Origin of the sequence: Clostridium sp. OF09-36 (assembly GCF_003481985.1) — a bacterium.
Taxonomy (GTDB): Bacteria; Bacillota; Clostridia; order Lachnospirales; family Lachnospiraceae; genus Brotaphodocola.
The window spans coordinates 33520-48282 of record NZ_QUMD01000002.1 but is presented as its reverse complement, the minus strand read 5'-3'; the positions used below and the strand labels follow the sequence as shown (position 1 = coordinate 48282).

The 14763-nt window shown below is 48.7% G+C and carries 12 protein-coding genes and 4 pseudogenes; 12 read left to right on the top strand and 4 right to left on the bottom strand.

Annotated elements, in window-relative coordinates:
• The first annotated feature begins 31 nt into the window (after window positions 1-31).
• The 4 genes and pseudogenes from DXA97_RS01940 (at window position 32) to DXA97_RS01925 (ending at window position 3419) form a co-directional block, all read left to right on the top strand.
• Window positions 32-1374 (top strand): annotated as a pseudogene (locus DXA97_RS01940) (MATE family efflux transporter).
• A gap of 64 nt (window positions 1375-1438) precedes the next feature.
• Window positions 1439-1630, top strand: a complete 192-nt coding sequence (locus DXA97_RS01935) for a DUF6472 family protein (protein ID WP_118543430.1) — start codon at window positions 1439-1441, stop codon at window positions 1628-1630.
• A gap of 86 nt (window positions 1631-1716) precedes the next feature.
• On the top strand, window positions 1717-1968 hold the full coding sequence (locus DXA97_RS01930; protein WP_118718401.1) for a DUF4321 domain-containing protein: 252 nt from the start codon (window positions 1717-1719) through the stop codon (window positions 1966-1968).
• Window positions 1969-2036: 68 nt separating this feature from the next.
• Window positions 2037-3419: an MATE family efflux transporter gene (locus DXA97_RS01925; protein WP_243032000.1), complete on the top strand. Its 1383-nt coding sequence runs from the start codon at window positions 2037-2039 to the stop codon at window positions 3417-3419.
• Between the two features lie 128 nt (window positions 3420-3547).
• On the opposite strand, the gene DXA97_RS01920 is transcribed toward DXA97_RS01925, so the two are convergent.
• Window positions 3548-4318 carry a YwaF family protein gene (locus DXA97_RS01920; RefSeq protein ID WP_147355532.1) on the bottom strand — a complete coding sequence of 257 codons (771 nt, stop codon included), beginning with the start codon at window positions 4316-4318 and terminating at the stop codon, window positions 3548-3550.
• 157 nt (window positions 4319-4475) lie between these two features.
• On the opposite strand from DXA97_RS01920, the gene yqeC reads away from it, so the two are divergent.
• The 8 genes and pseudogenes from yqeC (at window position 4476) to DXA97_RS01880 (ending at window position 12469) form a co-directional block, all read left to right on the top strand.
• Entirely contained in the window at window positions 4476-5303 is an 828-nt protein-coding gene (yqeC, locus tag DXA97_RS01915) for a selenium cofactor biosynthesis protein YqeC (protein ID WP_182436772.1), read from the top strand.
• Window positions 5304-5353: 50 nt separating this feature from the next.
• Window positions 5354-6793 carry a selenium-dependent molybdenum cofactor biosynthesis protein YqeB gene (gene yqeB, locus DXA97_RS01910; protein ID WP_118718397.1) on the top strand — a complete coding sequence of 480 codons (1440 nt, stop codon included), beginning with the start codon at window positions 5354-5356 and terminating at the stop codon, window positions 6791-6793.
• 22 nt (window positions 6794-6815) lie between these two features.
• A complete protein-coding gene (locus DXA97_RS01905) occupies window positions 6816-7445 on the top strand; it encodes a hypothetical protein (RefSeq protein WP_118718396.1) in 630 nt (209 codons plus the stop codon).
• Window positions 7446-7934 carry a dihydrofolate reductase gene (locus tag DXA97_RS01900; RefSeq protein ID WP_118543436.1) on the top strand — a complete coding sequence of 163 codons (489 nt, stop codon included), beginning with the start codon at window positions 7446-7448 and terminating at the stop codon, window positions 7932-7934.
• Window positions 7935-8079: 145 nt separating this feature from the next.
• Window positions 8080-8963 (top strand): annotated as a pseudogene (locus DXA97_RS01895) (sulfide/dihydroorotate dehydrogenase-like FAD/NAD-binding protein).
• 151 nt (window positions 8964-9114) lie between these two features.
• Window positions 9115-10502 (top strand): annotated as a pseudogene (gltA, locus tag DXA97_RS01890) (NADPH-dependent glutamate synthase).
• A 246-nt stretch (window positions 10503-10748) separates the two neighbouring features.
• The gene (locus tag DXA97_RS01885; protein WP_118530060.1) at window positions 10749-11441 is read left to right on the top strand and encodes a hypothetical protein; all 693 of its coding nucleotides are present in this window, start codon (window positions 10749-10751) and stop codon (window positions 11439-11441) included.
• A gap of 18 nt (window positions 11442-11459) precedes the next feature.
• Window positions 11460-12469, top strand: a pseudogene (locus DXA97_RS01880) (GGGtGRT protein).
• Window positions 12470-12545: 76 nt separating this feature from the next.
• Here DXA97_RS01880 and DXA97_RS01875 read toward each other — a convergent pair.
• From DXA97_RS01875 to DXA97_RS01865, 3 genes are all read right to left on the bottom strand, one after another.
• Complete coding sequence (locus DXA97_RS01875) at window positions 12546-13085, bottom strand: Uma2 family endonuclease (protein WP_118718395.1); 540 nt, start codon at window positions 13083-13085, stop codon at window positions 12546-12548.
• Window positions 13086-13239: 154 nt separating this feature from the next.
• Window positions 13240-13788 carry a Uma2 family endonuclease gene (locus tag DXA97_RS01870; RefSeq protein WP_118718394.1) on the bottom strand — a complete coding sequence of 183 codons (549 nt, stop codon included), beginning with the start codon at window positions 13786-13788 and terminating at the stop codon, window positions 13240-13242.
• A 323-nt stretch (window positions 13789-14111) separates the two neighbouring features.
• The gene (locus DXA97_RS01865; protein ID WP_182436771.1) at window positions 14112-14732 is read right to left on the bottom strand and encodes a metal-dependent hydrolase; all 621 of its coding nucleotides are present in this window, start codon (window positions 14730-14732) and stop codon (window positions 14112-14114) included.
• Between the last annotated feature and the right edge of the window lie 31 nt (window positions 14733-14763).

Below are 14763 nucleotides of genomic sequence, written 5' to 3'. Positions count from 1 at the left end.
TAGATTGAAAGGAATGTGAGGAAAACGTATTATGATGAAAGACCTGACAGAAGGAAACCCGCAAAGCCTGTTATGGCGCTTTACCATTCCCATGTTTATCAGTGTGATCTTCCAGCAGCTGTATAACATTGCAGACAGCGTCATTGCCGGCCGGTTTGCCGGGGAAGATGCATTGGCAGCAGTGGGTGCTTCCTATCCCATCACCATGATCTTTATGGCAATTGCAGTTGGAAGCAATATCGGCTGTTCCGTAGTCATATCCCAGTTCTTTGGGGCGAAACGGTATGAGCAGATGAAAACCTCGGTCTATACGACCCTGATCTCAGCTTCTGTGCTGTCGGTCGTGCTGACCGTATTTGGACTTTTTGGAAGCCGGGCGCTGATGCGCATGATCCAGACACCGGAAAATATATTCAGTCTGGGTGATCTTTATTTAAGAATCTATATCGGTGGTTTTGTGTTCCTGTTTTTGTATAATGTGGCAACCGGTATTTTTACCTCTCTGGGAGATTCCAAAACACCGTTGTATTTCCTGATCGGATCTTCGCTTGGAAATATTTTCCTGGACTACTGGTTTGTGGCGGGGCTGCACTGGGGTGTAGCCGGTGTGGCATGGGCAACCTTTATAGCCCAGGGAATTGCCTGTGTTCTGGCCTTATTCACTATGGCAGGACGCTAAAACAGATAAAAACAGAGAAAAGGGCTGCTTATTTTTCCATGGATATGCTGAAGCGGATCGCACGAATCGCGATTCCAAGCATCCTGCAGCAGAGCTTTGTATCCATCGGAAATATTTTTGTGCAGGGACTGATCAACTCCTTCGGCTCCTCTGTCATTGCCGGGTATTCTGCAGCAATCAAGCTGAATACCTTTACGATCACCAGCTTTACAACGCTTGGAAACGGAATCTCCAGCTTCACGGCACAGAACATCGGAGCGGGAAAGGTGGACCGTGTAAAGCAGGGAATGCGTGGTGGTGTCAGAATGGGACTTCTTCTGGCGGTGCCGTTCATTGTGGCATTTTTCGGCTTTGGACGTCTGATGATGTCTCTGTTCATGCAGGAGGAAAGTGCTGTGGCCATGGAGACCGGTATCCAGTTTTTGCGCATTGTATCACCGTTTTACCTGGTGATCGCCTTAAAGCTGGCATCCGACGGAATGCTTCGCGGTGCCGGGGCCATGAAGGAATTTATGCTGGCAACCTTTTCTGACCTGATCCTCAGGGTAGTGCTTTCTTTTGTGTTTGCATCTTTTCTGGGTGTGACCGGAGTCTGGCTGTCCTGGCCGTTTGGCTGGAGCGTTGGAAGCATCTTATCCCTGTGGTGCAACCGTAATGTGACAAAGCGGCTGGAAAAAAACTTTGCAGGCGCATGAGGCAGTAAATGTTGTGAAAGGTAACTGCGAAGGAACCGGACAGTTACGTGAAAGGAATAAATTCATGAAAAAAAAGAAACAGCAGGGAAGCTGCGAAAGCTGTATGTATTATGAGTATGATGAAGACTACGAGTGCTATGTGTGCGAGGTAAATCTCGACGAGGATGAGATGGCACGTTTCATGGAGGATAAATTCTATGACTGCCCCTATTACCGTCTGGGAGACGAGTACATGATTGTGCGCAAGCAGATGTAATGCGTTTGTGCAGCGCGTGAATCGTAACCTTGCTGCAGCTGTGAAGGTATGGAAGCGTTACAGGATATATATGGAGGGGACAGACGATGAAAAACAAAAATTTCTGGATATTGCTTTTGCTGCTTTTAGCAGGGATCGTGCTCGGTGGTTTTCTCGGGGAAGCAACGAAGACGATCAGCCTGTTATCCTGGTTGAATTTTGGACAATCCTTTGGGCTGGATACCCCACTGGTTTTAAATCTCGGGCTTCTGGTCATTACCTTTGGCCTGACGATCCGCATTACGATGGCAAGTATCATCGGTGTGGCGGTTGCACTTTTGATCTACCGTTATTTATAAAGATTCAGGTCCTGCATTGCAGGAATCAGAAATAGAGATACAGGTTTTTGGAGGGAAATAGGAGAAGAATGATGGAACAGACAGCGAAAAAAAGGGGAAAAACCTATGAAATGGACATGTGCAACGGACCGCTTTTCCCAAAGATCATAGCTTTTGCGGTACCACTGATCCTTTCTGGTATCTTACAGCTGTTGTTTAATGCCGCTGATATCATTGTGGTCGGGCATTTTGCGGGCAGGGAATCACTTGCTGCAGTTGGATCTACCACAGCGCTGATCAACCTGATGATCAACGTGTTTGTGGGCTTGTCGATCGGTGCGAATGTTCTGGTGGCCCAGTATTCCGGTGCCCAGAAGCACAAGGATCTGGAGGAAACCGTACACACAGCGATGATGATCGCACTGGCAGGCGGGATATTGCTGATCTTTATCGGCGTATGCTTTTCAGGGCCAATGCTGACACTGATGGGAACGCCGGATGACGTATTGCCGCTGGCTGCCCTGTATTTGAAAATCTATTTCATTGGCATGCCGGCCACGCTGACCTACAACTTTGGCAGTGCGATCTTAAGGGCGGTGGGAGACACCAAAAGGCCGCTCTATTTTCTGCTTTTTGCAGGTGCGGTGAATGTGGTGCTGAATCTGTTTTTTGTCATTGCCCTGTCTATGGGAGTTGCTGGTGTTGCGACGGCAACGGTTGTATCTGAGTGCATTTCCGCTGTGCTGATCGTGCGCTGCCTGGCTCATTCGGATTCCTCTTACCGTCTTTGCCGGGAGAAGCTGAGACTGACAGAGTCGAAGGTAAAGCTGATCTTAAAGATCGGCCTGCCGGCTGGATTCCAGGGTGCGATCTTCTCCGTATCGAATGTGCTTATCCAGTCCTCTATTAACTCGTTCGGTTCCATCGCCATGGCGGGAAGCACGGCTTCTGCAAACGTGGAGGGCTTTGTATATAATGCGATGAATGCGGTATACCAGACTGCATTAAGTTTTACCAGCCAGAACTACGGAGCTGGGAAGATGAAGCGGGTTACCAGAATCCTTTTGTACTGCCTTGGGGTAGTCATTGTGGTAGGCGTGGTCATGGGCGGCGGTGCCGTGCTGACCGGACCAAAGCTTTTACAGATCTATTCCTCTGATCCAGAGGTAATTTCCTACGGGATGATGCGAATGCGGATCATCAACGGAACGTATTTTCTGTGCGGCATCATGGATACCATGGTAGGCGGATTAAGAGGCCTTGGATATTCTGTCGTGCCGATGCTGGTGTCCCTGACTGGCGCCTGCCTCTTCCGTGTAATCTGGATCTTTACGGTTTTTGCGATGCATCGGACACTGACCACGCTTTATATTTCTTATCCGGTCACCTGGGTCATTACCTTTACGGCACATATCATCTGTTATATTGTGATCCGGAAAAGGATAGCGGCTAAGAGAAACAAAGCATCATGAAATATACAAAGCAATGAAAAAAGGTCTCATGCATAAATGCGTGGGACCTTTTTCCATTGCCTGACGGGAAGCTGCCAGTGGCGCATCCACGGATTTTCCCGTTACGGTTCATGCGCTGCGTAAACAATTCATCTGCTTTTATACTGTGGAATATGCAGCCAGGCGGAAGCCTTGCAAAACAAAGCATGAAGAATGGCCGCACCGACACAGACTGTGAGCAGGTAGAGCAGATTAGCGGGCATAATGCCGATGTACAGGGCGATTTCATGGAACACCGGCTGGGTGCTTGGGTAGTAGGGTGAGATATAAAACATATCGGCCTGTCCATGACCGGGAGCCAGAATGTTGATCAGGAAAGCGGCCGCACAGCTTAGAAAGAAAAGTGGGAGTGTGCGGAGATAGCCCTTCCGGCTCAGGTCGGAACGGCCGCCACAGAAAACAAACAGGCCGATGCATACTAAAAGCATATGCCATACATAGCCGTGCAGGGTCAGCGTCCAGTGGATACCGCGAAAACCATCTGACACGATCAGGGCAGCCAGACCGCCGAGCAGGTTGAAGTCCTGCAAAAAGGTATAGACCGCCGTCTTTTTGGGCCCGGGTTTAAAGGCAGGAAGTAAAAGACACAGATACATGGGCAGGCTGCAGAGCTGGAAAGGAAAAAACCACCAGTCATAGTGCCCATGGTCAATGATAAAATATAAAAAGCATTGCTTGTAGAGCTCTGTCAAAAGCAGGAACAGACCACAAAAAAAGAGAATCCGGTCATAAGTCTTGTCTGAAAGGGCGCGAAAATGATAGAATGGGTTCATGATCGTTTGTAATAGAATGATGTTGGGGTTAACGGTTACCGGTTGAAGTGGACGTAGTGCCAATAATCCAGTACCATAGTATAGCACGGGAAGGGGAAAAGAACAAGGACGGTTGAAGAATCTGGGAGTGGAACAAAAACAGAAAATGAAACAAAATCAATGGATAAAACGAAAACAACAGACAGAACAACAGATAAAACACGGGTATCAGGCGGAGCAAAAACAACAAAGAAAAGCGCCGTTTGTGGAATGCTGGGATCCGGAAAAACACAGTTTTGCGAGAGCGGAGAGCCTTTTGGAGGCACTTGGTTTTGCAGATTGGCACAGTTTGCCGCGTGTGGTCTCCCTGGTTGGAGCTGGCGGAAAGACCAGCACGATGTATGATCTGGCCGGGGAATTGGCAGACAGGGGCGCCAGAGTGCTGGTCACGACCAGTACCCATATTTTTAAGCCGGACCAATATGAAACAGTAGTACTTCCAAGACTGTCCGGGCTTTTTGGGCAGGATAAACCGGACCAGCAAAAATACAGGCTGGAGGAAGGACGGATCCTTGCCGCCGGAAAGCGGACGGAAAAAGAAGGAGGAGAGGGGAAGCTTTGCAAGCCGGAGGATCTGGGAGAAGAGACGGTGATGGAAATGCTGCTTTCCTGGTTCGATGTGATCCTGATCGAAGCAGATGGTTCTAAATGTCTGCCAGTGAAGGTGCCTTCCTCTGCGGAGCCGGTACTGATCCCGCAGACCGGCCTGGTCGTGGCATGTGCAGGGCTGACGGCGCTGGGCGAAACGTTTGAAAGCAGCTGCTTTCGCTTTTCAACGCATGGGCCGTGGCTGAAACGGAACGCGTCAGACCGGATAGAGCCGGAAGATCTTGCACTGATCCTGATGGATGAGCGGGGAAGCCGGAAGGGAGCAGGGGGCCGGTATTACCGGATCATTCTAAACCAGGCAGATACAGAAAGAGAACGAGGCTTTCTGAAATGGTTGTACATGCACTTCCGGAAAAGCTGCAGCAGGCCTGCGTCCGGACAACGAGGGAGGCATGCTCTGCAGGAGAAGATAAAGCTGCGGTAAAATAAGGGCAGCACAGAGCAAAAAGATAAAATGGAGGGGAACAAAATCAGATGGAAACAAAGAAAACAGAAAAAATAATGGAAGCTTCCAGAAATACGGGGAGGGTCCTGGTCAAGGGCTCCGGTGACCTCGCCAGCGGCATTGCGCTGCGCCTTTACCGTGCCGGATTCCAGATCCTTATGACGGAAATCGCAGTGCCGACAACGGTGCGGCGCACAGTCGCATTTTCCCCGGCTGTGTATCTGGGACGGATGCAGGTGGAAGATGTCACCGGAGTGCTGTGTGATTCGGTGGACATGGCAGAAAAAGAAATCGGGAATGGAAATATTGCAGTCATGGTAGATGAGCATGCAGACTGTATCCGGGAGTTTCAGCCGGATGTGCTGGTCGATGCCATTCTGGCAAAGCGAAATCTTGGAACGCACATGACAGATGCACCATTTGTGATCGGAGTAGGTCCTGGATTTACGGCCGGAGAGGACTGCCACTGCGTCGTAGAGACGAAGCGCGGGCACTACCTGGGGCGGTGCATCTGGTCTGGCAGTGCCATCCCCAATACCGGGATTCCGGGCCTGATCGGCGGATACGGGCTGGAGCGTCTGATCAAGGCACCGGCAGACGGAACATTCCGTGGATGCGTCGAAATTGGCGCACAAGTGAAGGCTGGAGACATTGTTGGATATGTGGATGAAACACCGGTAAAGGTTCAGATCGACGGTGTGCTGCGGGGATTATTGCAGGACGGAGTGGAAGTAACGACTGGCCTGAAATCCGGCGATGTCGATCCACGGTGTGAGGTAAAGCATTGCTTTACGGTATCGGACAAAGCTTCATCGATCGGAGGCGGTGTGCTGGAGGCAATTTTGAACCATCGGTACCAGCCTTATGCGCATATTCCGGTTGCCATGGTGCTTCTTGCTGCAGGAGACAGCCGGAGATTTGGGGATGGAGACAACAAGCTTCTTGCCATGGTTGGGGATAAGCCGATGTACCGCCATGTGGCAGACGAGATAAATATGGTCACGCCAGACTGTTTTGCAAAGAAAATCGTAGTCAGCCAGTATGATGAAATTTTACAAGACCTGGAACAGGATGGGTTTGAAGCAGTGAAAAATACTGAAAGCATTCTTGGAATTTCGCATTCCATCCATCTTGCACTAGAGCAGATTCCGGAGCATTATGCAGTCTGCTTCTCGGTCTGCGACCAGCCGTGGCTGACAGGGGAAACGATAAAGGGGCTGCTATCCGCGTTTCGCAAAAACAGAAAAGGCATTGCCTGTGTGACGTGGCAAGAACAAGACGGAAATCCGGTCTTGTTTGCACCGGAGTACCGGAATGAATTGTTAAAGCTGACGGGAGATGTGGGTGGTAAGAGGATCCTTCTGGTTCATCCGGAAGACGTGATCCGCTACCCGGCAAATAACAGCCGGGAACTGGCAGATGTTGACGAGAAATCCCAGCTTTGCTATAATCAAGAACGATTGAGTTGAAACCATAAGGAAGGAATAGAGAATGATTAAATTAGAACGTACCAGCGTCATGAATCTGGAAAATGCCATGCGTGGGGCACGCAATCCCATGAACAGCTGGGACCGGATGGACAGCTTCTATGACGAAGACGGAAATTATGTGCTTGGCCCGAATGATCTGGGCTTGGCAAAGCGTCTGCGCCGTGCCGGAAGCGACCATCGCAAATATATTCGTCAGGTGTTCGTTTCGGTAGATATTACGGCACCGATGTACTGGTGGAAAGAGTACGATACTTATAAAGTGGCCACAGTAGCAAACTCGACCAGCACCATGCATAAGATCCACAGCAAGCCATTCGAACTGGACGATTTCAGCCACGATCATCTGACACCGGAGAGTGAAGCCTATATGCAGACCATCGTGGATCATCTGGAAACCATCCGTTTAAAGTATGTGGAAACAAAGGACAAAGCGTACTGGTATGATATGATCCAGCTTCTGCCGTCCAGCTATAACCAGATGCGGACCTGCACTTTAAACTATGAGACACTGATCAACATTTATTTTGCCAGAAAGAACCATAAACTGGATGAATGGCACACCTTCTGTGACTGGATCAGGACACTGCCTTACGCAAAAGAACTGATCCTGGCAGAGGAAGAGGAGGATTAAGTGAAACTGATTGCAGCGGTAGATAAAAACTGGGCGATCGGAAATAAGGGGCAGCTCCTTGTATCCATTCCCCAGGATCAGAAAATGTTCCGGGACCAGACACTCGGAAAGGTCATCGTGATGGGGCGCAAAACCTTGGAAAGCCTGCCTGGCGGACAGCCGCTTTATGGCCGGACCAACATTGTGCTGAGCACAGATCCGGCATATCAGGTAAAAGGGGCAACGGTCTGTCATAGCCTTGAGGAAGTGCAGGACCTGCTTACAGCGTATCATTCTGACGATGTTTATATCATCGGCGGAGAAAGCATTTACCGTCAGTTCCTGCCTTTTTGCGAGGAAGCGCAGATCACCTGGATTGACTTTGCTTATGCGGCAGACACGCACTTCCCGAACTTAGATCAGGATAATTCGTGGGAACTGGCAGAGGAGAGCGACGAACAGACATATTTTGACCTTTGTTACGAATATCGACTGTACAAAAGGAAATAAATCTGTATAATATATGTTATGTTATTAACAATAATGTATTGCTATTCAAAACCAGACGTGCTAAAATACTTTTAGCACGTCTGAAAATAAGTTATATTCATGGATGGCATACAGAATTTGCAGATTGCAAAACAGGAGGAAGGAAATGTATAAGATTTTAAAAGCAGAAAAGCTTGCGGAGAAGATTTTCCTGATGGATGTGGAAGCTCCGAGAGTGGCAAGATCCTGTCAGCCGGGAGAATTTGTCATTGTAAAAATGGATGAGAAGGGAGAGCGTATCCCGCTTACCATTTGCGATTTCGACCGCGAGAAGGGCACCGTTACCATCGTGTTCCAGATCGTAGGTGCATCTACCTTAAAAATGTCTGAGTTAAAAGCAGGCGATGCATTCCAGGACTTTGTCGGACCGCTTGGTCAGCCGTCTGAGTTTGTCAAGGAAGATTTGGAAGAGGTAAAGAAACGCAAATACTTATTCGTTGCAGGTGGCGTTGGTACCGCACCGGTTTATCCGCAGGTAAAGTGGATGAAGCAGCACGGCATCGATGTCGATGTAATCGTAGGCGCAAAGAACAAAGATCTTCTGATCCTGGAAGACATGATGAAGGAGCAGGCTGGAAATCTTTACATTACCACCGATGACGGTTCCTATGTGCGCAAGGGCATGGTAACCGAAGTGATCAAAGACTGGTAGAGAACCAGGGCAAACAGTACGATGTATGCGTAGCCATCGGACCGATGATCATGATGAAATTTGTATGCAAACTGACTAAAGAGCTGAATATCCCGACCATCGTCAGCATGAACCCGATCATGGTAGACGGAACCGGTATGTGCGGAGCATGCCGCTTAACCGTAGGCGATGAGGTGAAGTTCGCATGTGTAGACGGACCGGAGTTTGACGGTCATCTCGTGAACTTTGACGAGGCGATGAAGCGTCAGCAGATGTACAAGACCGAAGAGGGCAGAGCGATGTTAAAGGCTGTCGAGGGCGACACCCATCATGGCGGCTGCGGACAGTGCAACGGCTAATAGAAAAACGCTGAAAGCCGGAATAAGATACTGTTCACGCGTTGCGCAAACAGTGACGGAAAAAGTCTGCAAACAGCTGCGGACAGGCCAAAGCAGATTCGGATTCATTAGGCAAGGCAGCAAAAAGCTGTCTGCGATCGGAGGATAAGAAATGGACGTATTAAAGAAAACTCCTGTCAGAGAGCAGGACGCAAAAGTGCGCGCTACCAACTTTGAGGAAGTGTGCTATGGATATAACAAAGAAGAGGCGATGGAAGAAGCTTCCAGATGCTTAAAGTGTAAGAACAACGCAAAGTGCATGGGCGGCTGCCCGGTTTCCATCAACATTCCTGGATTCATCAAAGAAGTAGAGGCTGGAAACTTCGAGGCTGCAGCGAATGTTATTGCAGAGTCTTCTGCACTTCCGGCAGTCTGCGGCCGTGTATGCCCGCAGGAAAGCCAGTGTGAGGGACAGTGCATCCGCGGCATCAAGGGCGAGCCGATCTCCATCGGTAAGCTGGAGCGTTTCGTGGCAGACTGGTCCAGAGAGAACGGCTTCGTTCCGAAAGCATCTGACGTAAAGAACGGCAAGAAGGTTGCAGTTGTCGGCTCCGGCCCTGCAGGCCTGACCTGTGCAGGTGACCTGGCAAAGCTTGGTTACGATGTCACCATCTTCGAGGCACTTCATGAGCCGGGCGGAGTACTGACCTACGGTATCCCGGAGTTCCGTCTCCCGAAAGAGACCGTTGTCCGCTCTGAGATCGAAAACGTAAAGAAGCTGGGCGTTAAGATCGAGACTGACGTCATTATCGGTAAGTCCGTTACTATTGACGAACTGATGGACGAAGAGGGATTCGAGGCAGTCTTCATCGGTTCCGGTGCAGGTCTTCCGAAGTTCATGGGAATCCCGGGCGAGAACGCAAACGGCGTATTCTCCGCAAATGAGTACTTAACCAGAAATAACCTCATGAAAGCATTCCGTGAGGATTACGATACCCCGATCGTTGCAGGCAAGAAGGTAGCCGTTGTCGGCGGCGGAAACGTAGCCATGGATGCTGCAAGAACCGCACTGCGTCTCGGCGCTGAGGTACATATCGTATACCGCCGCAGCGAGGCAGAGCTTCCGGCGCGTGTAGAGGAAGTACACCACGCAAAAGAAGAGGGCGTTATTTTTGACCTGCTGACCAACCCAGTAGAGATCCTGACCGATGAAAACGACTGGGTTAAGGGCATCAAGGTTGTGAAGATGGAGCTTGGCGAGCCGGATGCATCCGGAAGACGCCGCCCGGTAGATATTCCGGGTTCTGAGTACGTGATGGATGTAGACACCGTCATCATGTCTCTTGGTACCTCCCCGAACCCACTCATTTCCTCCACCACCGAGGGACTTGAGATCAATAAGCGCAAATGTATCGTGGCGGAAGCTGCAAACGGACAGACCTCCCGCGAGGGCGTGTTCGCAGGCGGCGATGCCGTAACCGGCGCAGCAACCGTAATCCTGGCTATGGAGCAGGAAAGCACGGTGCAAAGGGCATTCACGAGTACTTAAGCAATAAATAAAAATAACAAAATAATAGACAAAATGCTAAAAAAGGAGCAGGTGGCACAAATCTTTGTGCCACCTGCTCTTAAATTTCTACAAAAAAATACTGGACTATTTGTCTCTTTTATGAGAAAATAACATCAAGTATGGTGTGATGTTTTTGACAATCTCATATCGTTGCCGGGTACAGGGCAATGCAGATTTTCGGAAGCATCATTTAGCACGTACTTTCAGGACATTACATAGTTGAAAGGAGTTTTAACATGATTTATTCACATGAAGTAGAAGAGATGTGCACAGTTGCACAGGGCGTTCATCATGGCGCTGCTCCGATCCCGGAAGAAGCAAAATGGGTACAGTCCAAACAGGTTTCCGACATTTCCGGTTTGACCCATGGTGTGGGCTGGTGTGCTCCGCAGCAGGGTGCCTGCAAGCTGACCCTGAACGTAAAAGAGGGTATTATCCAGGAGGCTCTGGTAGAGACCATCGGATGCTCCGGTATGACCCACTCCGCTGCAATGGCAGCTGAGATTCTTCCTGGCTTAACTGTTCTGGAAGCTCTGAACACCGACCTGGTATGTGACGCAATCAACACCGCTATGAGAGAGCTGTTCTTACAGATCGCATATGGCAGAACCCAGAGTGCATTCTCTGAGGACGGTCTGCCGATCGGCGCTGGCCTGGAGGACTTAGGTAAGGGTCTTCGTTCCCAGGTTGGTACCATGTACGGAACCTTAAAGAAAGGTCCTCGTTACCTGGAGATGGCTGAGGGCTATGTAACCGGTATCGCTCTGGATGCAGACGATCAGATCATTGGTTATCAGTTCGTAAGCCTTGGCAAGATGACTGACTTCATCAAGAAGGGTGACGATCCGAACACCGCTTGGGAGAAGGCAAAAGGTCAGTATGGCCGTGTTGCTGATGCAGTTAAGATCATCGACCCGAGACAGGCGTAAAGAAGGAGGACTATAATCATGGCATTATTTGAATCATATGAGAGACGTATCAAACAGATCAATGAAGCATTAAACAGCTATGGCATCGCTTCCATTGAAGAGGCAGAGAAGATCACCAAAGACGCAGGTCTTGACGTATACAAAATGATCGAGGGCATTCAGCCGATCTGCTTCGAGAACGCAAAATGGGCTTACACCGTAGGCGCAGCAATCGCAATCAAAAAAGGCTGCAGAAAAGCATCTGAGGCAGCAGCAGCAATCGGCGAGGGCCTTCAGGCATTCTGTATCCCGGGTTCCGTTGCAGATACCCGTAAAGTAGGTCTTGGCCATGGTAACCTGGGCAAGATGCTTCTGGAAGAGGAGACCGAGTGCTTCGCATTCCTGGCAGGCCACGAGTCCTTCGCAGCAGCAGAGGGCGCAATCGGTATCGCTGAGAAAGCAAACAAAGTTCGTCAGAAACCGCTTCGCGTTATCTTAAACGGTCTTGGAAAAGACGCAGCTCAGATCATCGCACGTATCAACGGCTTCACCTACATCGAGACTGAGTACAACCCATACACCAATGAGGTTAAGGAAGTATTCCGTAAATCCTACTCTGAAGGCCTTCGTGCAAAAGTAAACTGCTACGGCGCAAACAGCGTTCCGGAAGGCGTTGCAATCATGTGGAAAGAGAACGTAGACGTTCCATCACCGGTAACTCTACCAACCCGACCCGTTTCCAGCATCCGGTAGCAGGTACCTACAAGAAGGAGAGACTGGAAGCAGGCAAGAAGTACTTCTCCGTAGCTTCTGGTGGTGGTACCGGACGTACCCTGCATCCGGATAACATGGCAGCAGGCCCGGCTTCCTACGGTATGACCGATACCCTTGGCCGTATGCATTCCGATGCACAGTTCGCAGGTTCTTCTTCCGTGCCTGCTCACGTTGAGATGATGGGTCTGATCGGCGCTGGTAACAACCCGATGGTCGGCATGACCGTTGCAGTTGCAGTTGCGATTGAGGAAGCAGCTACCGCTGGTAAATTCTAATTGAAAATGGCTTAAAATAAAGTGAAAAGGGACTTTCAGAGATTGCTCTGAAAGTCCCTTTTTTAACGCGCTTCAGTTACAGTAAATCATTGATTTTGATTGTCAGTCCCGGATAGATTCCGACCGGAATATCCTGTGTAAAGGAGTAGATCACTGGTGCTGCATCTTCTTCGTAATGGTAAACAGTAACGCGTTCTTTTGCTGGATCGACAATCCAGTATTCCCGGACGCCTGCGTCGGAATAGAGTGTATTTTTTCGGTTATAATCCATTCTCCGACTTGATGGAGATACAATTTCGAAAACCAAATCCGGAGCTCCGGAACATCCACGATCAGTCAGCTTATTTGAATCACAGATTACAGAGACATCCGGTTCTACCCAATCTTTGTCATCAGCGTCGAGATTGACAGCAAATGGAGCAGGATAGACTTCACAAGAGCCGTGGTGATCTGAAATGTATTGATCAATGATAGAAGTCAATTTAGAGACCAGTTTCTGATGAATCCGGCTTGCTGGTGCCATATCGTAGAATTTTCCATCGATCAACTCCGCACGTTCGCCCTCTGGCAGATTCCAGTAATCTTCTGCGGTGTAGTAGTCTTTTAATAGCGGCATAAAAACATTTCCTTTCTGCAATAATATTGCTCTTCAAAATTTTCATATGACGATTAGCGATGGATAGTTTTACGCTTTATAAGCTAATTATCAATAGATCGATCCCTCTGGATGAGAAATTCTGAAGAAAATTTTTTTTATGAGGGTTTACCGGTCAAGGCGTTTGTAATAAATCTGCAATAGTAATGCTTAAATCGGGATAAATACCTACAGCAATAGGGGTATCAAAAGGATAGAATATAGGTGTAGCGTCTTCGTCGTAACAGTAGACTAAAGTGCTTTTTCTCATAGGATCTACAATCCAGTATTCTTTTACTCCGGCATCTAAGTATAAAGCATTCTTTTTGATATAATCTATTTTACGGCTGGATGGAGATACAATCTCGATGATCAGATCTGGAGCACCAATGCAACTGCGTTCTGTGAGCTTGTCTCTGTTGCATACGACCATAACATCCGGCTCAACCCAGTTTTTATCATTGGCGTCGAGATTAACTGCAAATGGAGCTGTAAGAGCACGGCATGAGCCACCCTTGGATTTTATATAATTACGAAATGTAGATGCAAGTTCAATGGATAAAGTTTGATGCGTAAGACTTGGCGGTGCCATATTGTAGAATTTTCCATCAATTAGCTCTGCACGTTCACCCTCTGACAGATTCCAGTAATCTTCTGCGGTGTAGTAGTCTTTCAATAATGGCATAAAAACACTTCCTTTCTGCAATAGTATAGTTCTTTAAAATATTTCTATATTCTCTTTTCTGATGTAATCATCTGTATCTATAAATAATGCTACCATAAAAATGAAAAGAAGACAACGAGACATTGAGCAATATGATTAAGGTGATCAGGGCGGCGTCAGCGCAAAAACGAATGTCAGGAAAGGTCATGCGTCCTACCGCCACAAAGGCGGATATGGAAGAGCTATGCGCTACACGGCGCATGACCAGAGAAATGTTGACCATCTGGAGGAGCAATAAGAAGGGCTGGTCAATGGTGATTGCTGATGAAGCGGGTTTTACGGTTCTACCTGTGTGCCGCAATCACCATACCAGCCAAAAGCTTTAAGATTACTCCTGCCGACATGACTGAGCCGCAAAGAAGAAAGATCTTATTGATCAGTCCGGACGCGGAACAGATTCCGAGGCTGAAACGTTTCTGGTAAGGATAAAAAAGCTGTTCTCCTTTGCGATTCAGCAAATCCAGAATCAGGTGGGAAAGGAATGCGGCTCCAAAGTAAGGTACCAGCGTCGGAAGAAATACGGCTACGGAGCTGGAAAGGAGCCCGCCTGCCAGAAACGAATGCATAAAAGAACGGTGCGGTGTTTTCTTTCCATAGGCGCATATGGCCAGAAATGCAGCACATGCTAAGATGATGCGGCTGACAGAACTGTTGCTCATAAGTTTCTGGTAGAGACCGATATGCCAGTGCGCTTCGACAGCAGCAATTCCGATCACGATTGTTTCTGCTGCAAATATAATCTTGTCTGCTCTGCGGCTGCTTTCCGAGGAACTGCAGTCGATATCACTGATTACGGAACCGATTGCCGCTGCCCCGGCTCCAAAAATCAGTTCTGGTAATGTATTTGGTTGAAAAAGCAGCATGGATGCGGCAACTCCAACTGCCATATGTGTTTTTCCTAACATGGTTTTCTCTTCCTTTGTGTGATTGTGTCTC